Source organism: Paenibacillus suaedae, assembly GCF_032337355.1.
In the GTDB taxonomy this organism is placed as follows: domain Bacteria; phylum Bacillota; class Bacilli; order Paenibacillales; family Paenibacillaceae; genus Paenibacillus_B; species Paenibacillus_B suaedae.
Window position 1 is genome coordinate 635,137 of record NZ_JAVYAA010000001.1, and the last position, 17,914, is coordinate 653,050.

At 47.6% G+C, this 17,914-nt stretch carries 18 protein-coding genes; 12 read left to right on the forward strand and 6 right to left on the reverse strand.

Annotation, left to right across the window (positions count from 1 at the left end):
- Nucleotides 1–49: 49 nt before the first annotated feature.
- The 7 genes from RQP50_RS02785 to RQP50_RS02815 all read left to right on the forward strand — a co-directional run bounded on the left by RQP50_RS02785 (nucleotide 50) and on the right by RQP50_RS02815 (nucleotide 8,542).
- On the forward strand, nucleotides 50–1,546 hold the full coding sequence (locus tag RQP50_RS02785) for an ADP-ribosylglycohydrolase family protein (RefSeq protein ID WP_315743082.1): 1,497 nt from the start codon (nucleotides 50–52) through the stop codon (nucleotides 1,544–1,546).
- 676 nt (nucleotides 1,547–2,222) lie between these two features.
- Entirely contained in the window at nucleotides 2,223–3,968 is a 1,746-nt protein-coding gene (gene ilvB / locus RQP50_RS02790; protein ID WP_021254477.1) for a biosynthetic-type acetolactate synthase large subunit, read from the forward strand.
- Nucleotides 3,965–4,465, forward strand: a complete 501-nt coding sequence (gene ilvN / locus RQP50_RS02795) for an acetolactate synthase small subunit (protein ID WP_021262092.1) — start codon at nucleotides 3,965–3,967, stop codon at nucleotides 4,463–4,465. Before ilvB ends, ilvN begins: the two co-directional genes overlap by 4 nt.
- A gap of 185 nt (nucleotides 4,466–4,650) precedes the next feature.
- Nucleotides 4,651–5,643, forward strand: coding sequence for a ketol-acid reductoisomerase (gene ilvC, locus RQP50_RS02800; RefSeq protein WP_072727236.1), 993 nt, complete (start codon nucleotides 4,651–4,653; stop codon nucleotides 5,641–5,643).
- Between the two features lie 138 nt (nucleotides 5,644–5,781).
- Complete coding sequence (locus tag RQP50_RS02805) at nucleotides 5,782–7,332, forward strand: 2-isopropylmalate synthase (RefSeq protein ID WP_021254480.1); 1,551 nt, start codon at nucleotides 5,782–5,784, stop codon at nucleotides 7,330–7,332.
- A gap of 272 nt (nucleotides 7,333–7,604) precedes the next feature.
- Entirely contained in the window at nucleotides 7,605–8,297 is a 693-nt protein-coding gene (locus tag RQP50_RS02810) for a hypothetical protein (protein ID WP_021254481.1), read from the forward strand.
- 110 nt (nucleotides 8,298–8,407) lie between these two features.
- Entirely contained in the window at nucleotides 8,408–8,542 is a 135-nt protein-coding gene (locus RQP50_RS02815; RefSeq protein ID WP_021254482.1) for a hypothetical protein, read from the forward strand.
- 86 nt (nucleotides 8,543–8,628) lie between these two features.
- On the opposite strand, the gene RQP50_RS02820 is transcribed toward RQP50_RS02815, so the two are convergent.
- Nucleotides 8,629–8,883, reverse strand: a complete 255-nt coding sequence (locus RQP50_RS02820) for a helix-turn-helix domain-containing protein (protein WP_072727235.1) — start codon at nucleotides 8,881–8,883, stop codon at nucleotides 8,629–8,631.
- 180 nt (nucleotides 8,884–9,063) lie between these two features.
- Here RQP50_RS02820 and selD point away from each other — a divergent pair, with 180 nt between their 5' ends.
- Nucleotides 9,064–10,134, forward strand: coding sequence for a selenide, water dikinase SelD (gene selD / locus RQP50_RS02825; RefSeq protein ID WP_315743090.1), 1,071 nt, complete (start codon nucleotides 9,064–9,066; stop codon nucleotides 10,132–10,134).
- A 136-nt stretch (nucleotides 10,135–10,270) separates the two neighbouring features.
- Here selD and ytxJ read toward each other — a convergent pair whose 3' ends face one another.
- Nucleotides 10,271–10,645, reverse strand: coding sequence for a bacillithiol system redox-active protein YtxJ (gene ytxJ, locus RQP50_RS02830; protein WP_072727233.1), 375 nt, complete (start codon nucleotides 10,643–10,645; stop codon nucleotides 10,271–10,273).
- A 157-nt stretch (nucleotides 10,646–10,802) separates the two neighbouring features.
- Here ytxJ and RQP50_RS02835 point away from each other — a divergent pair, with 157 nt between their 5' ends.
- Entirely contained in the window at nucleotides 10,803–11,150 is a 348-nt protein-coding gene (locus RQP50_RS02835) for a DUF1360 domain-containing protein (RefSeq protein ID WP_072727232.1), read from the forward strand.
- Nucleotides 11,151–11,311: 161 nt separating this feature from the next.
- Here the strand turns inward: RQP50_RS02835 and RQP50_RS02840 are convergent, their stop codons facing one another.
- Nucleotides 11,312–12,295, reverse strand: coding sequence for a CgeB family protein (locus tag RQP50_RS02840; protein WP_315743091.1), 984 nt, complete (start codon nucleotides 12,293–12,295; stop codon nucleotides 11,312–11,314).
- 81 nt (nucleotides 12,296–12,376) lie between these two features.
- Nucleotides 12,377–13,039, reverse strand: a complete 663-nt coding sequence (locus RQP50_RS02845) for a BMQ_0737 family morphogenetic spore coat protein (RefSeq protein WP_072727230.1) — start codon at nucleotides 13,037–13,039, stop codon at nucleotides 12,377–12,379.
- Between the two features lie 107 nt (nucleotides 13,040–13,146).
- Between RQP50_RS02845 and RQP50_RS02850 the strand changes: the two genes are divergently transcribed.
- Genes RQP50_RS02850 through RQP50_RS02860 form a run of 3 tightly spaced genes read left to right on the forward strand, consistent with a single transcriptional unit; the run spans nucleotide 13,147 to nucleotide 16,530 of the window.
- A complete protein-coding gene (locus tag RQP50_RS02850) occupies nucleotides 13,147–14,442 on the forward strand; it encodes a hypothetical protein (RefSeq protein ID WP_315743093.1) in 1,296 nt (431 codons plus the stop codon).
- A 35-nt stretch (nucleotides 14,443–14,477) separates the two neighbouring features.
- Entirely contained in the window at nucleotides 14,478–16,103 is a 1,626-nt protein-coding gene (locus RQP50_RS02855; RefSeq protein WP_315743094.1) for a hypothetical protein, read from the forward strand.
- Nucleotides 16,075–16,530: a M67 family metallopeptidase gene (locus RQP50_RS02860; RefSeq protein ID WP_315743096.1), complete on the forward strand. Its 456-nt coding sequence runs from the start codon at nucleotides 16,075–16,077 to the stop codon at nucleotides 16,528–16,530. Before RQP50_RS02855 ends, RQP50_RS02860 begins: the two co-directional genes overlap by 29 nt.
- A gap of 75 nt (nucleotides 16,531–16,605) precedes the next feature.
- On the opposite strand, the gene RQP50_RS02865 is transcribed toward RQP50_RS02860, so the two are convergent.
- Nucleotides 16,606–17,241 (reverse strand): hypothetical protein, encoded by a 636-nt coding sequence (locus RQP50_RS02865; protein ID WP_072727226.1) that lies wholly within the window; start codon nucleotides 17,239–17,241, stop codon nucleotides 16,606–16,608.
- Nucleotides 17,242–17,407: 166 nt separating this feature from the next.
- Nucleotides 17,408–17,902: a hypothetical protein gene (locus tag RQP50_RS02870; protein ID WP_072727225.1), complete on the reverse strand. Its 495-nt coding sequence runs from the start codon at nucleotides 17,900–17,902 to the stop codon at nucleotides 17,408–17,410.
- Nucleotides 17,903–17,914 lie beyond the last annotated feature (12 nt).

The following is a 17,914-nucleotide window of genomic DNA, read 5'->3' on the forward strand; positions in this document are numbered from 1 at the left end:
GTTTACTATATAATGGGATTACTGCCTTAGAAGAAGAGGAGATGGAGTTATGTGCAAAGGGAATATGCATATGCAGGCTGAGGAAATCCAGCACAATTGGGCGCATGGAAGCTGGAGCGAGCTGCTGCAGGCGGAATGGAAGCAGATGATCGAAGAAGGCAAGGAGACACAGGGCATTGCGGAAGCCTTAGAGGACTGGATCCATCATCATTCGCATGATGAGGAGGCTGCCGCAAAGCTGTATTGCGACATGTCCAATCGCCGCATTCGCAGCGATTTCCCCTTTACTGAGCCATCTGACTTGGAGAGCATCCAGGAGCTGAGACCTACGAACGCTCCATTTCGCTCAGAAGAGGAGCTCAAACGGGAATCGGCACTGCGGGATGACGAGTTCTGGCATGATCGTTTCCATGGGGCATGGGTTGGGCGCGCAATCGGCTGTGCGCTCGGCAAACCGTTAGAGGTGCCTCCATTTGTCGACGGAGCGGGTGGAATTCCGGGTTGGAAGTGGATTCGAACATGGCTTCAAGATGCCGATGCTTGGCCATTTCGGAATTACGTGCCGGGACATTCGCGCGCATCATCTATTGAGTTTCGTCCAGGTGAGAAACTGAGGATTTTCTTTCCAGACAGCCAGCTCGAGCAGATTCGCTTCATGGAGACGGATGACGATATGCGTTACGCGGTTCTTAGTCAGCTCTTAATGGAACGCCATGGATTGAAACTGAAGACGGAGCATGTCGCAGCGGTATGGCTGGAACGGCTCAGTCTAAAGCAGGTATTCACTGCTGAATGCATGACCTTCGTGAATTTAGAGCAGGAGCTGGCCGCCGTGCAGGACTGCAAGATGTCAGCTTCCAATAATAAGCGGGAAGTAGACTGGGAACGAGTGCGTATGCACCTGAATCCCTACCGGGAATGGATTGGCGCCCAGATACGCGCGGATGTATACGGCTATTCTGCTCCTGGGCGACCGGAGTTAGCAGCAGAGCTGGCTTGGCACGATGCCTCCCTATCTCATGTGAAGAATGGTATTTATGGTTCCATGTTCGTAGCAGCAATGATCGCTGCGGCTTTCTATGAACCGGATCCTGAACGCATCGTTCAGGCGGGACTTGCTCAGATTCCAGACACGTCACGCCTGGCTGCTGATATCGCCCAAGCCATTGAGATTGGCAAGACGTCGAGGAGTGAAGAGGAAGTAGCAGAGCGAGTTTGGAATTCGTTCGGTCATTACTCGTGGGTACACACCAATAATAATGCTGCGCTCGTTGCCGCTTCGTTGATTTTTTCTAAAGGGGATTTCGCGCGCGGTGTAACAACGTCCGTGCTGGGTGGATTCGATACGGATTGCAATGGAGCGACAGTAGGTTCCATTTTAGGAGCTTCTATGGGACATCAGCAACTTCCCGCACATTTCGTGCAGCCATTGAACGATACTTTATATGCGGATGTCGAAGGGTTCCATCCTATTGATTTTACTGCGTTAGCGCATCGTTCCGTTGTATTGTTCCGGGGTATTGAAAACGCTTTAGCAGGTAAGTGAAAAGGCGTATATTACTATTGTTTTGTAAGTATAAGGTTCGGATATTAATTGTCCACTGAGCGAAAACAGGAACATTCATGCAAAAATAAGCAGTAATCCATAATGATTCACAAAACAAAAAAATAAAGAATGCCCTATTGACTCCTGGTAGGTGGAGGCATATAATGTTTCTAAACATTTGAAACATGTCACATAATACCAACGGCAATGAAGAGGACGAAGTAGTAAGGGCTCTTATGAACAGAGAGCGGTCGGAGGTTCTGCTGAAACCGACGCCTTAACCCCTTATATGCGAGCTCACCTCGGAGCTGTTCTCCTGAACAGATGATTAGGACGCTATATCGTTCTATCATGTGAGTAGGGAGAATCGTAGGGCGCGCGTTAGACGCTATAAGTATTCGTATATCTTATTTGCATGCGGATACTTGCTGAGATTTCATATCGCGAGATATGAAATGAATGCGGGTGGTACCACGGAAGCACAACCTTTCGTCCCTAATGCAGCAGTTTGCTGCGTGGGGATGGAAGGTTTTTTTGTATTTGCCGACTCTCTCATTTCTCATCTGCATGTGATGAGTTGGCATAGTATGTGCCTGGCCAGGCAAGACATATCTTCACAAATGTAACCTAGAGCCCGAGTATGGAAATGAGTAAATATGCGTAAGGAGGATGTCGAATGAGCTCACATCGTACGGCAATGAGGTCAAAAGAAGAATTAAGACAGAAATGGATGCAGCCTGAAGTCATTACAGGCTCGGATATTTTGCTTCGCAGCTTGTTGTTGGAAGGTGTGGAGTGTGTGTTCGGATATCCAGGCGGCGCGGTGCTCTATATTTATGACGCCATGCACGGCTGTGAGGATTTCCACCACGTTCTGACCCGGCACGAGCAAGGAGCGATTCATGCAGCGGACGGATATGCCCGTGCAAGCGGCAAGGTCGGTGTATGTATCGCAACATCGGGACCAGGCGCGACAAACCTGGTTACAGGAATTGCTACTGCCTATATGGATTCGGTTCCGCTCGTTGTTATTACAGGCAACGTAGCGACGACCTTGATTGGCACCGATGCATTCCAGGAAGCAGACATTACAGGCATCACCATGCCGATTACGAAGCATAGCTATCTGGTACGCGATGTGAAGGATCTGCCGCGTGTCATTCACGAGGCATTCCACATTGCGAACACAGGACGCAAGGGGCCGGTTCTCATCGATATTCCGAAGGATGTATCGGCGGCGAAGACGCTGTTCGAACCGGTATCAACTGTAAATATTCGCGGCTATAACCCTAACGTTCAGCCGAACAAATATCAAGTCGATAAAATGCTGAAAGCGATCGAAGAGTCGAAGTCACCTGTGATTCTCGCGGGAGCTGGAGTTATCCATTCTGGAGCGCATGAAGAACTGTATGAATTCGTGAGCAAGACACAAATTCCAGTAACGACAACGCTGCTCGGACTTGGCGGATTCCCAAGCGGTCATGATCTGTGGATGGGCATGCCTGGCATGCATGGAACCTATACAGCGAACAATGCGATTCAGCAGGCGGATTTGCTCATTAACATCGGGGCTCGCTTCGATGACCGAGTGACGATGAAGCTTGAAGGTTTCGCGCCACATGCGAAAATCGTCCATATCGATATCGATCCGGCAGAAATCGGCAAAAATGTCCCAACGGACATTCCGATTGTAGGCGATATTCGTACTACATTGGAACTAGCCAATAAGACAGCAGCACGTGCAAACCATGCGGATGAATGGCGCGCTCGCATCATGCAGATGAAGGCGGATAAACCGCTTCAATTCATCGATTCGGATGAGGAACTGAAGCCGCAATGGGTCATCCAGCTGATCAATGATACGACCAAAGGGGAAGCCATCGTTACGACAGATGTCGGACAACACCAGATGTGGTCAGCGCAATATTATCGCTTCAATCATCCGCGCTCCTGGATTACTTCTGGCGGCCTTGGAACGATGGGATTCGGATTCCCATCCGCAATCGGAGCACAAATGGCCTTCCCGGATCGTACCGTTGTATCGATCAATGGCGATGGCGGCATGCAAATGTGTGCGCAGGAACTTGCAATCTGTGCGATTAACAATATACCGGTCAAGGTAGCGATCATCAATAACCGCGTGCTGGGGATGGTTCGCCAGTGGCAAGAAATTATTTATGACAATCGCTACAGCCATATTGACCTTGCTGGAAGCCCAGACTTCGTGAAGCTCGCGGAAGCTTACGGGGTAAGAGGATTCCGCGCGACGAACAAAGAGGAAGCAGAACAGGCATGGCAGGAAGCACTGAATACACCGGGGCCAGCGGTTGTGGAATTCGTTGTTCGCAAGCACGAGAATGTGTACCCGATGGTAACGCAGGGCTGCACGATTGACCAAATGATAATGGGGGATTGTGAATGATGAACATAACCAAACATACCATTGCCGTCATCGTGAACGATCAGCCAGGTGTTCTGCAGCGTGTCTCCGGTCTATTTGGCCGCAGAGGATTCAACATTGAGAGTATTACTGTAGGTGCTTCTGAGGAGCAAGGTCTCTCCCGCATGGTCATTGTGACCACGGGAGATGACCATATGCTGGAGCAGATCGAGAAGCAGCTGTACAAGATCGTTGACGTGATCAAGGTACTCAACTTAAGCTCCCAGCCAATGGTTGCTCGTGAACTTGCACTCATTAAGGTGAAGGCTGAGCCACACGTACGTCCAGAGATTCTTGGCGTCGTGGAGACGTTCCGCGCTTCCATCGTCGACATTGGGCCAAGCACGCTTATGGTGCAGGTTGTCGGCGAATCGCAGAAGATCGAAGCGATGGTTCAATTGCTGGAGCCATACGGAATTCGTGAGGTTAGCCGCACAGGTGTTACAGCCTTGATTCGCGGTCAAGTAACAGATAAGTAAGGAATCGTTTGGAATTTTTGCTACACGTATGGATTGAATCGAATAACGGCCTTCGAATGAGGGGGTATCTCAGGGGACAAGCGGAAGCTGTAAGAGGCCCATGATTGTCACTTGATATACCCGCCTCATTCGGGGGAGATTACTACACACTATTTATATAGGAAGAAAGAGGAGGACTCATACTTATGCCAGTTACAATGTACTATGAAAATGACGCTGAATTTAACGTACTGCAAGGAAAAACGATCGCCGTTATCGGTTATGGAAGCCAAGGACATGCTCAAGCGCAAAACCTGCGTGACAGCGGTCTTCAAGTGGTAATCGGTCTTCGTGAAGGCAAATCTGCAGACAAAGCTCGTCAAGACGGCTTCGAAGTGTTGTCCGTTGGCGAAGCTACTTCCCGTGCTGATGTGGTTCAAATCTTGATGCCGGACGAAACGCAAGCATCTGTATACAAAAATGAAATCGAGCCGAACTTGAAAAAAGGCGCAGCCTTGATGTTCTCTCACGGCTTCAACGTACATTTCGGTCAAATCGTAGCACCGAAAGACAACGATGTATTGCTCGTAGCTCCTAAATCTCCAGGACATCTTGTACGCCGTACGTATGCAGAAGGCTTCGGCGTTCCAGGTCTTATCGCAATCGAGCAAGATGCAACTGGCAATGCAAAGGCAATCGGTCTTGCATACGCGAAGGGCATCGGCTGTACACGTGCAGGCGTTATCGAGACTTCCTTCAAGGAAGAAACAGAGACAGACTTGTTCGGTGAGCAGGCAGTATTGTGCGGCGGTGTAAGCGCACTGATCAAAGCAGGCTTCGAAACATTGGTAGAAGCAGGCTACGCTCCTGAAATGGCTTACTTCGAGTGCTTGCATGAGCTGAAGCTGATCGTTGACCTCATCTATGAAGGAGGCCTGGCTACAATGCGCGACTCCATCAGCAACACGGCTGAATACGGCGACTATGTTACAGGTCCTCGCATCGTAACCGAAGAGACGAAGAAGGCGATGAAGGAAGTATTGTCCGACATCCAACAAGGCAAGTTCGCACGCGACTTCATCTTGGAGAACCAAGCGAACCGTGCGTTCCTGACAGCAACTCGCCGCAACGAAGCAAACCATCCGATCGAAGTGGTTGGCGGTCAATTGCGTGAATTGATGCACTGGATCAAAAAATAAGAAGTAAAAAGTAAGCTTTAATCTCATATATATAGTTCAAAAAGTCCATACTGCAGCCTTTTCGGTGCTATTCATGGGCTTTTTGAACATAAACTGATACTTGTAAAGCTCCACAGACTACAGAAGGAGGTGCAGCCGGTGCGCAAAATTTATATTTTTGACACGACGCTTCGGGATGGAGAGCAGTCCCCTGGCGTGAACCTGAATACGAAGGAGAAGCTTGAAATCGCGCTTCAATTGGAGCGCCTAGGCGTCGACCGCATCGAAGCGGGATTCCCTGCGGCATCTCCTGGTGACTTGGCGGCCGTGAATGCAGTGGCGAAAGCGGTGAAGCAATCTACGATTGTCGGCCTGTCCCGTTCCCGTATTCCGGATATTGATGCAGCTTATGAAGCGCTGAAGGGTGCAGAGGATGCTTGCTTGCATCTCTTCCTTGCTTCTTCGCCAATTCATCGCAAGCATAAGCTCCGCATGGAGAAGGAGCAGGTACTTGAGACAGCTGAAGCAGCTATTCGCTATGCGAAGAAGTACTTCAGCAAAGTTGAGTTCTCTCCAGAGGACGCGGGCCGTACGGAGATCGACTTCTTATGCCAAATGACAGAGATGGCGATTAAAGCAGGCGCTACCGTTGTGAACATTCCGGATACGGTTGGATACTTGTCGCCGTATGAGTACGGAAATATATTCAAGACGCTGAAGGAGAATGTACCGGGAATTGAGACGATTCAGCTTAGTGCACATTGCCATGACGATTTGGGAATGGCGACTGCCAATGCGCTCGCTGCAATCTTGAACGGTGCAGATCAGATCGAAGGGACGATCAACGGTATTGGGGAGCGTGCAGGCAATACTGCAATTGAAGAGGTTGCGATGGCGCTTGATACGAGATCGAGCTTCTATGAGGCTAAGACTTCGCTCGTCTTGTCTGAGATTGCGCGTACGAGCCGACTCGTCAGCAAGCTGACAGGCATGCCGATCCCAGGCAACAAGGCGATCGTGGGCGCCAATGCCTTCGCGCATGAATCCGGCATTCATCAAGACGGCATGCTGAAGGAACGGTCAACGTATGAGATTATTACGCCAGAGACGATCGGACTTAAGGAAAGCAAACTCGTGCTTGGCAAGCATTCCGGCCGTCATGCCTTCCGTGAGAAGTTGATTGATCTTGGCTATGACTTGGATGAAGAACAGCTGAACGGAGCTTTCGCCAAGTTCAAGGAATTGGCAGATAAGAAGAAAGAAGTATCGGATGAGGACATCCGGGCCATTCTCGAGGAGAAACTGATCGATACGCCTGAGGTGTACTCGCTCGAGACGATATACGTCGCTTACGGGAACCAAGCAATTCCGGCTGCGAAAGTGCGTATCGTAACATGGGAAGGCAGTGTGCTTGAGGAAGAGTCGGAAGGCAATGGCTCTGTTGATGCGATTTATAAGGCAATCGACAAGGCTACGCAGGAAGATGTTGAGCTCGTTGACTATTCCATTAAGTCGGTCACGCACGGCAAGGATGCACTCGGTGAAGTGCATGTCGTTCTCGCACAAAATGAAATATCTGTGCTTGGCCGTGGTGTAAGTACAGATATACTCGAAGCGAGCGCACGTGCTTATGTCGATGCGCTCAATCGACTGATTGAGAAGCGCAAGCAAGGTACAGCCAGTCGTCGCGACAAGATCGGCCTCGTATAATGGACGACAGCTAATAAGCAAAGCTTCCACGACGGTTAAAACAAGTGGTATAAAGTATGCGATTAGTTAGCTATACTTTCCCGTGAAGCGACAAAAGACAAAAGTGTTTTTGTTATTGTAGAACAGAGAGAGTGCCTGATTGAAGGGCGCTCTCTTTTATTTTCGTAAAAATAGATTTTATCGTAGATTACTTGATGTAAATATGTTACATTAATAACAACATCATGTATATTACATAAGAATAATCCAAATATGAAGGGAGTTTCTAAAACATGAAACAAATTCGTACATGGAAAATTGTTCTTGCTTGTGCTATGGTATTTAATGTATTTGCACTTTCGGCAGGTGCAGAAGCAGCTCCTAATGCTGCCATTTCTTTGTCGTCACAAGTGTCTGTGCATGATGTTGTGCCGTCTGAGTATTTTGCTAAATACGCTGGAAAGTACAAGTCTTACGAAGAAGCAGCAAACGCAGCAGGATTTGCGGTAAGCCAGGTATCGCAGACAAGGCAAGGAGTGCTTTCTGACACAGTCGCAAATTATGTCAAAATCAATACGGTCGATGAATATGCTGCTCTGTTAAATTATTACAATGAATTCTCTTCTGCAAAAAATACTGCCACAACAAGTATTTCAAGCGAATTTGCTACCATGGCTGACGGCGATTACACAATTAAACATGAGAAAACGTGGAATGACAACAAGATTTCATGGATGAAAGCATATGTTATTGCAACATATAATAAAGACAGAAAAATTATTGGCACTCCAACTACTGATAGTGGTTTGTACGGATTCCATCCTGGAAATTCATGGGAGCATAAAAGTTCGAGATCAAGTGTTAACGTCAACAGTCAGCGAACTGGTGGAAGTGCTACAATTGTCGGAGAGTTATCTTTGTACATCATTATTGACGGCATTGGAAGAGTGGCAACCAAAGAGCTTGAGTGCTACATGAGCTTCTAAATCTAAAATATCTTGAATATCTGGTTATTACTGTAAATTAAATAACGGGCAACTCATAATGTTGTCCGTTATTTAATATATTTAATATATTTAATGTAGGAGGTGTCCTTATGAATGAGCAGAACGATAACAAAAAAAAATCAAGGAAGAAAGTTATCATCGGTGCCATAATAGCTATTGTTGTCATTTCGGTTGTTATTGGTATAGTTACATATGTCAACAGTACAAGTTCATTTTCTTCGTAAGCAGTCGATAGATAACACAAGGTAATTTAAATGACCATGGAATTATAGCTTTGGCGCTTAACAGGCCAAAGTTATTTTTATTATAATCAAGCCAATATTTTATAGGTGATATCCAATGCTGTTGCCAATGGTTCTAAAGTTGAGAACTCGGGTCGTTTTATTTCACTGCTTACTATTCTCGATATCGTACTTTTGTTAATGTCTGATAATTTCGAGAATGACGTAATTATTATAATCGATGCACATCTAGTGTCTTGGATGAGTTCTCCGATTATTTTTATGATCGCTGCTGCCTGTAATATCAGCGCTCCTCCCAACAAATTAATATATTTTGGTTGCACATCTCATTCATCATTGGCCAAATGGACAGCTTTTGCTTTGCTAGCGAATGGACGAATTTACAGAACCAGCTTTTGCGTCCGTATGGACGATCGCATTGTGCGGATATGTTACAATAAAAGAGTTATGTATGATACGCACGAATGGAAGAAATTCGCCTTATGCGATGGGAGGATAAAGTGATGGATCAACAACAACCAACGGTTCGATTGACAACCTTGTCAAGCAAAGGAGGATGCGGCTGCAAAATAGGGCCGTCCGATCTGTCTCAAGTATTGCGCATGTTACCGCAGACAGAGAAGCATCCGGATTTACTCGTAGGATTGGATACAAGCGATGATGCGGGTGTGTATCGGTTGAATGACGACATGGCATTAGTGCAAACGGTTGATTTCTTTACGCCGATTGTCGATGATGCTTATTCGTTCGGTCAAGTTGCCGCTGCGAATGCACTTAGCGATATTTACGCAATGGGAGGCAAGCCGCTCACGGCATTGAATATTGTGGCCTTCCCAATTTCGAAGCTGGACAAGTCCATCTTGGCAGACATTTTGCGCGGAGCGGGAGATAAAGTGAAGGAAGCGGGAGCAACACTCGTTGGCGGTCATTCCATTGATGACGCGGAACCGAAGTTCGGCATGGCCGTAACGGGCATCATTCATCCGGACAAGGTTCTGACGAATGCGGGGGCTAAACCTGGCGACAAGCTGGTGTTGACGAAGCCGATTGGTGTCGGCATCATGACAACTTCCTTGAAGCGTGAGCTGCTTCAGCCAGAAGAAATTGAGCTGGTAACACGGACGATGACGACACTCAATAAGACGGCAGCTGAAGTAATGGCCGGATACGAGATCCACGCATGTACCGATGTTACGGGATTCGGCTTGCTCGGCCATAGTACAGAGATGGCAGCAGGCAGCGAGGCAGGACTTGTTATTCACGCGGAGAACGTACCATTCTTGCCACGCGTTCGTGAACTGGCTGAGAACGGTGCTGTACCGGGCGGAACGAAGAATAACTATAATCATGTGAAGGATCAAGTTGTATTCGACGAGCGACTTGATGAGATTGCACAGTGGATGCTGTGTGATGCAGTCACATCAGGTGGACTGCTCTTGTCTGTTGCAGCTAGCGATGCGGAAGCGATGATTCATGAGATGCAAGCTCGTGGTGTAGAAGCGGTGTGCATCGGTGAAGTGGTGGCCGAGCATCCAGGTAAGATTCATGTAGTGGGCAGCTTCGTCGGTAGATAACAACAATCAGAGTTAAATAGAGAATACGTGTACCAAATACCGCCAGGAGAAGAGGAGAGGTTATCCTCCATTCCTGGCGGTATTTTGATGTAAGCAAGTGAATTCGGCAAGGCGCCAACGGAAATGGCAACTTACTTTAGAGCGAAGGATTCTGCTGTAGAAAGTGCTGTGCAAGCTGTGACAGCTGTACAGAGTTAATCTGCTGATGAGACGAATTCCATACGACTTTCTGCTTGTAAACAAGCAGAATTTGCGGGGATTTATGAGGAGTCTGCAATAATTCGGCTACTTTGCCTGAGAGAGCCTTCTCTTCGAGGACACGAACGACAGCATAGGAGAAGCGGGAAGATAAATGCGGATAACGGTTCATAAATTGGTTCAGCGCGAGGTGAGCTACTCTGCTCGAGCCGCAGTTTGTATTGTGTTTATAGAGCCACAACGGTCGTTCATCTGTCTGTTGAATCAAGCTGATAAGATGATCCTCGGTAGCGATGATGGGGAGTGCCTGCATATATCTTCTTCCTCCTTCTGATTTTTGTTCCCGCTGCAAGGAAGGGTGGCGCTATGTAATGTCCAAGGCAGTAGTAGGGAACAGTTCTATCCTTGTCAAGAAGTCCATACAATGAAACTGATCGAATGAGTGATACGAGCTGCTAAGGGGGACTGCTATGCATAACATAACCTGGTTGTCATTGACGTTGCTTATTTTGGCGAGCTATCGCCTAACTAGACTCATCGTATTCGATGAAATTACTTCTTTCATTCGCAAACCTTTTGTAGAGGAGCGGTATCATACGGATGAGAATGGAGCTATATTTGCAGTGATCGAAGAAAAAGGCGGCCGTTTTCATGCCTTTATGCGCAAACTGCTCACCTGTTATTGGTGCACGGGAGTATGGTCTGCCGCATTTATCACGGCTTGTTACCTTCTCATCCCCACCTATGCATTTCCGGTTATCCTTCTGCTTGCTATTGCAGGTGCGGCCGGGATTATGGAGTCATTTGTCAAAGGGTAATCGCACCCTCTTCTATATGCTAGGTTTCTATCCACGGGCTTGTTGCACATTTCCTCGTCTATCAGGCTGTTGTCTCTCAAGATTTCGGAAGACGCATCATAAGATATAGCAGAGCTGATAGGAAGTTCAGAACTTGCGAATCGAAGTGGAGAACTAGTTATCTATAGCTCCCGCACTCTACTCAACAAATGCTCTAGACGCTTCGCAAACGTATGCTCTGCCCGAGTTCGTTCATAGCCTTGAGAGGCGATGGAGCTCCGCTTGGCATCTTCGTAGAGGTACGTGTGAATAAGCTCAGCACATTCCTTCGGCGACTCGAAGCATAGCAATTCCTCGCCTGGTTCATAGAACATATGAAGATCTGGGCGATAATCAATGATCTGTGCACGCCGGCATGCCGCAATATCGAAGGTGCGATTGTTAATGGTGTGACCGGGAGCACCTGTCTTATTTTTATCAATTAACGTATCATCCTCACTGCGGTGAATATTCAGCACAAGCTTGGCACCGTTGTAATAACGAGGCGTCTCAGAGAAGTTGACCCACTTGGTTCGCAGGTGAGGGATACAACCACCCGACCAATTGACGGTGTCCCAGAAATGTCCGACAAGCTTCACATGTAAGCCAGGATCAAGCTCCTTCAGCATTTGCTGCATCATACGCAGTCGGTTATCGTACCCAGTGCCGATGAAACAGACGTCGCTCTCATAAGAAGGATGAGCGTTGAAGGGACGGAAGATATCAATGTCTGTTCCGAGCGGCAAGTGGTGAACTCGCTTGCAGCCGTGGCGCTCATAGTAAGGGACACAACCAGAATCAATGGTAAAGATGATATCGTATTCGGCCGCTACTTGCAGCGCATTGTCGATGGCATAGGGATCATCAACGAACCATACGCCAATCGGAATGCCCATCCTCCGTATGCTGCGAACCAGATCAACAGGCAGAAAAGAGCGCGGACCGCAAATGGTCAAGACGAAATCAGGCCTGAATTCGCGGATATCGGGAAGAAGCTGCTGAATTGGTGCACGATTCAACAGAAATATTTTGCTCTCATGACACTGGCCGTACAGAGCCTTCATGAGCGCATTATCGAGGATATCAATTGGCCTCCGATAACCGGAAGCGATATAGTATAGCCGCATTAGCCCCTCCTCGTTCCTGTCATCGAGAGAATAAAAAAGGGGATGGTTTTAGCCACCACCCCAAGCCGATCAGCATTTTGATTATGATGGGAACGGATAAGGTGCACCAGGGAAGATAGTAGGACATTGTTTCGGGAATGTGACAACACAAGCGTTTTCAGGGACTGGAATCACTGCACGCGGTTGGCACAGCTCAGCTTCAACAACTAACTTGACATTCGCTTTTACCTGAATGCTTTGGCAAATCACGATGTCCACGTTGACACAAGAGTTGTCGACAATATCGAGAACTTCAATCGTTGATGTGTTCGGAACGATTTCGCAATCAATTGTAGTTCCCGGAGGCGCACACAACAGAACTTTCTCGAAGCGTACAAAGGTTTTTGTAAATGTGCAATGTACTACGTTAGGGACGACTGTAGTATCAATGATCGTGACTTCAAACGTTCCTGTTTTCTTAATGACAACACGTTGTAGAGTAACTGGTGTGCCACCAACAGTAACCACTACATTTTCTCTAATAGAACCGACTTTCTCTCCGCAGCTTACTGTCAGTAACGTTGCTTGAGCGCTGAATGTAGCCGGCAATGGCAAGCACAGAGCTGGATCAATGCATGCTTCATCAACAATTTGCGTCGTTAACAACACCCAATCGAATACTTTAGGAACCTCTATACATTCCAAAGAGGGTAGTGGCAAATATTCGGGGGGCGTTGTTTGCCCTTGAACTAACTTGCTCTCCATGAATGTTTCCTGCCTCCTTTATAGAATCTGAATTCAAATTCAATACAGTCTATGGGGGCGATCTAGAAAAGGTGACACCCCCATAAAATAATTTGGAGGGGATCGCAGTGAGGCAAGAAGTTTGCTTATATTCCTCAGAAGGCGTGCATTGGGTAGAACTTCAATCCGATGGGTCGCTGCTTCATTCCTTATACCGCGGAGTTGAACAGGTGAAGCAGCACCTATGGAGGTTCAGCAGTACCGTGAAGCAGTTCAGCGCCATTCTGCTTCATGGCCATTTACATATGTTGATGGCCTATGAATCGGGTATCTATTATGCACGTTGCAGCGTGAATGCGCGTGTAGATGAAAAGCAAGAATTGCGAATAAGCAGGCATCCCAGCTCATCGAATCCGTATCTCTTTAACCTTGGCAGAACCCTCTATTTCGGCTTCACTACAATACTGAACAAGAAGTTTACGTATGTGCTTCGACAGGTTGAGCAGGGGAGGTGGCGAGAGAGGGCTTTTTCCTATGTTCACGAAGATTATGGCGTCAATGTACATATTGAACAAGCAAGCTGCGATATAAGTGAATCAGGGACTCTTTATGGGCTGTTCCTGATTCGACATGGAGATACGAATCGACAGCAGCTGATGCTGCTCGAGCTCGATATGGAATCAGAGGAGGCAAAATGGCAACACGTCTTCTCTTCTGCGCAAGCAGGGCAGAATTGGAGCATTACAATATCCGCGGCGAGGGAAGGAGATCCATATCTCGCGTGGGTCGTACACAACGGAGTCACAGCTACGGTATATTGTGCGCGAGGCATACAAGTTACGAATTCCTGTATCCCATTGAAAGTTTTTTTTCAGAATCAATTCTCCGTTCCTCGACTTACGATTGCAGGAGAACATGGTCTGTTTCTCTCGATTACAGGTTCCTCATGGTTAGCCTGTGCATATTCAAGCAACGGAGGCAGGGACTGGGGATCCTTTATGGAAGTACCGTTCGTCCGTGAATCGAGGCTTCGCATCATCCAAGGGGTTCGTTGTTCTGAACAGGCTCATGTGCCTGTCCCGCTTCTTGGCATCGGGTACCCATGTTTCCGTCCGATCGAACTCATTGATTTGTTCCATCCATTCTTGACCATGAATACAATGGGTCCTTCTATACAGGATGATGTATTGCTGCATTATGCCAAGTTGCAGTTAGGCGTACTGCATGAATTTGCATCTGGGCGAATTGCTGCATGGCAAGAAGAGATGATGCTGCTTGAAGAACGTCTGCTGCAAGAGGAGCATGAGATGCAGCGATTGGAATCATTTATCGAAGAGATGGAGCGGGAGCAGGTTCGCGTATTGGAGCAGTTGCATGCCGTTGGTTCCAATTTGGCACCATTCGGAATTCGCCTCATACAATGACGTTAGTCAGTACATACAGGAGGGAGGGGCATGGAATGCACATTCGATTGAATGGCAAGCCATTATGCAAGATTGCGGAGACGCGGTTAGTTGATGTATACCAGCTGCTGGGCAAGTACTCGTTCACATTTCATCTGGACAAACGACAAGGCATGCTCGATATTATGAACCCGCTTGAAGGGTGCCGAGTTGTACTAGAGAGCAAGATGACGGAGATTGTGGATCGGTTGTGGTACCCGATACAGTCCACGCTGTCCCAAGCCGGATTGAGAGTCACGATTGTGGATTCAGAGGATACGCGCAAGCAGCTGTTAAGCGAATCGAATCATCAGCGGCAGGGGATATGGATATCAGCAGTACCGGATGATGCAATGGAGGTAAGTGTTCATTATTATTTCCATCATCGCAAACAGAGCAAACAGTTGGCCCAATTACTTATTATGAATATGTTGAAGCACGGTGAGCTGCCTATCCGTGGAGCGAGCTTGAATTGGAAGGATCGGTCGAATTATCAGTTATCGCTGACAGGGCAATCTTGGACTTCAGTGGCGCTCACATACGGCGGATTCCTGCGATTGTCTACGGAACAGCTCGTGCAGCTCGGCAATGGAATCACTCGTGCAGCTGCCTCCTACTTCTCGTATCTTCCGATTCTAGATGTCATTGAGAAGCTTCGAGCGATGGATAATGGCGAAGGAGCTGAATTGGATAGGAAGAAGGAAATAAGTCCCGTTACTACTGAGGTGCGGCACGCTGAAGACGTTGCATCGCGGGAGGAAGAGGCGACGGCTCCGCATGTGCAGACTTCATTCATGGATGCCTCCAATTTGCATCAGTCTGTAGAAACTTCACGCAGGGATGAACTGGAACCGCACGAACATTCGCAGCAGCGGGGGGATAAAGAGTCGCGGCTTGCTCAAGAAGTGCGTTCCGCTTATGAGGGTTCAGGGACAGATACCATTGAGCACAGTGAAGAACGAGTAAGTGTGCATGAGCTTGAGCATGGGGATGAGTTGAATGAGCAAGTGTATTGGCAAAAGTATAAGGATAATGAGGAACCCGCAGGAGACGATTGGCAGGAAGAGGATGTTGAAGAAGCTGTAGATATCGTTGAGGAGAGCCTTAATGACACCGGTTATGATGACGATATGTTCGTGAACAGAAGCGTGTTGGTCGCGGAATATGAATGGGAGGATAAAGAGAAAAGTCACGACTCTCCTACGGTGGATGAAGCCGATGAACTGCATAAGGGAGAGCAATCAGATAGCAGGTCGATCGGGGGTAAGGAGCAAGGGTCAGGGATATCACTAGGTGGCAGATGGAGACACAATCAGAAGGCTGGCGAGATGTCCAATCCTCTCCATGAGAAAGGGGCAAACCGTGAACTGCAAACTGAGTCGGAGGAGTTGAATGTCGGAGAGCAGGAACAGGTGGAGGACAGGAAGCGGCAAGCTCCCGCATATTCGATGTTTACATGGCTTCATGCCAATACGGTTAAACGTGCAGACGGAGCAAGCAAGCAGTCTGGCTCACTGCTTAGTTATTTGAATCAACAATCATTAACGAGCCAGCCTCGCATACCGAAAGATCCAGCTCAAGATCTATTGCTCATGCAGAGGGAGCGGGCAAAACGTGAACAATCATCTACCGACAAATCATAATGCTGTGGGACTACAGCTAACGGAGAACACGTATCGAGAGATGGTAGGGCATTGTCTGCGTGAGAAGCCATTGGAAGCTTGTGGACTGTTATCAGGAAACGACGGGCTCGCCAATCGCTGCTGGATTATCGATAATATTGACCGAAGTCCGGTATCATTTACGATGGATATGGAGCAACTGGATCATGCATTGAAGCAAATGGGGCGTAGTGGAGAACAGCTCATCGCCGTATTTCACTCTCATCCGGCCTCTGTTCCATATCCGTCTATCTTCGACATTGAGCATGCTGTATATCCGTGTTCGTACATCATTGTATCTTTGTCACGGCTTCGTCCCCGCGTACGCAGTTATCGGATTGAGGGGCGTCAAGCACAGCCAGAATCAATAAGAATCGTAACACAAGGCACGAAGCATGATGCGCTCTAAGGAATCGCATCATGCTTCATGTTGTTTCATTCGTTTCAGCTATTCAACTAGTTTGCGGGAGACAAGAACCAGCAATTACAGCAAGGACTGATAAATGTCAGCAATGAAAGATAAGCCAGCTGTGTTGACAGCGCCAGTTGTGAAGTAGTTTGTCACTTGGAATTGGAATACAAACCGTACGCTAAGCGCAAGTGAGATGAGTCCAAGTGATGCTGGAATCGTATAGAAGCGCACATTTTGCCAGTTATATGGATTCGCAACATCTGTAGTTAAGCCAGTAGTTGGATCCAAGGAGCCTCCAATCAATGGTACATTCAGTCCAGGAACTGGGAACAAGCTGATTTGCAATGGGCTGAAAGCTTGAATCGTTGCAACCACAGCATTGTCGGCAAATACAGCCATCGCAATGACAAAGTCAGCGGCAACTCCAATAGTAAGTGGAATTGCTACTGAAGCAGTAGCAAAACCGTGCGTTTCACCCGGAACGAATGTGGGTTGTGACCAGATGAATTCCGGATTCGGAACTGCTGCAAATGGACCGTTATCATTGTCGAATTTTGTTATCTGAGGCCAAATACGCGGTGCATTCCCTACGTTCACTACATTCGGTGCTGCACCTGCGAGTGCTAGAGTCGCAGCAGTTGCGCTTGTAGGAGCAGTAACTACGTTAGTTGTGCTGCTTACGATCCGTTGAATGGGAATAAGAACCATATTAGTAAACCTCCCCTTCATCATATGAGCGAAAGAACCTGCTAGAATTCTTTCTACACTGTTAATGTATGAAAGGGACTCGTCATAAGATTGGATGAATTACTAGATTCATTCGTACAAACTTATGTCAAGATACTCGTCATTCATGTAGTTTAGAATAGACCAATTATGGATGAACAGCAGCTCGGAAGCTGATACTGCTTGGATTCGCGGCAGGGAACTGCTTGCCTCCTGCACATACATAAGCGTGTATGTGGAGCGGGGTGATGAGGTGATCGATATCGCATTCTATATGAATATCTCTTATGTCTGACCAGATTCGTGGGGGGAGCAGAAGAGGCTGGACAGGCTCAATCCGGTACTCCCCGTTTTTGCGTCCGTTCGAGAACCAATCATCCCGATCGAATTTCCAGCCCGTTTGCTGATTGCCTTTCTTATGGAGACCAAACACCAGAGCATGCTGCGGGGGTACAATTTTCCCGCTCACCACTGAGAATCGGCTTGGAGATAGCGTTAGCAAAATATGAGACAACGACACAGGCTGAGCTGAAATATTGCGAAATTTGATATGGGTAATCAAGCAGATTCTGCGCGTCTCCAGATCAACATCGGCTGCAGTTTGCAGGATCACATCAATGGAAGTTTCCGGATTATTCATCATCACAAGCTCCTC

Bases quoted from the DNA above. Each gene is read 5' to 3' on its own strand.
- RQP50_RS02785 (WP_315743082.1), top strand. From the start codon at position 50: ATGTGCAAAGGGAATATGCATATGCAGGCTGAGGAAATCCAGCACAAT.
- ilvB (WP_021254477.1), top strand. From the start codon at position 2,223: ATGAGCTCACATCGTACGGCAATGAGGTCAAAAGAAGAATTAAGACAG.
- ilvN (WP_021262092.1), top strand. From the start codon at position 3,965: ATGATGAACATAACCAAACATACCATTGCCGTCATCGTGAACGATCAG.
- ilvC (WP_072727236.1), top strand. From the start codon at position 4,651: ATGCCAGTTACAATGTACTATGAAAATGACGCTGAATTTAACGTACTG.
- RQP50_RS02810 (WP_021254481.1), top strand. From the start codon at position 7,605: ATGAAACAAATTCGTACATGGAAAATTGTTCTTGCTTGTGCTATGGTA.
- RQP50_RS02815 (WP_021254482.1), top strand. From the start codon at position 8,408: ATGAATGAGCAGAACGATAACAAAAAAAAATCAAGGAAGAAAGTTATC.
- selD (WP_315743090.1), top strand. From the start codon at position 9,064: ATGGATCAACAACAACCAACGGTTCGATTGACAACCTTGTCAAGCAAA.
- ytxJ (WP_072727233.1), bottom strand. From the start codon at position 10,645: ATGCAGGCACTCCCCATCATCGCTACCGAGGATCATCTTATCAGCTTG.
- RQP50_RS02835 (WP_072727232.1), top strand. From the start codon at position 10,803: ATGCATAACATAACCTGGTTGTCATTGACGTTGCTTATTTTGGCGAGC.
- RQP50_RS02840 (WP_315743091.1), bottom strand. From the start codon at position 12,295: ATGCGGCTATACTATATCGCTTCCGGTTATCGGAGGCCAATTGATATC.
- RQP50_RS02845 (WP_072727230.1), bottom strand. From the start codon at position 13,039: ATGGAGAGCAAGTTAGTTCAAGGGCAAACAACGCCCCCCGAATATTTG.
- RQP50_RS02855 (WP_315743094.1), top strand. From the start codon at position 14,478: ATGCACATTCGATTGAATGGCAAGCCATTATGCAAGATTGCGGAGACG.
- RQP50_RS02865 (WP_072727226.1), bottom strand. From the start codon at position 17,241: ATGGTTCTTATTCCCATTCAACGGATCGTAAGCAGCACAACTAACGTA.
- RQP50_RS02870 (WP_072727225.1), bottom strand. From the start codon at position 17,902: ATGATGAATAATCCGGAAACTTCCATTGATGTGATCCTGCAAACTGCA.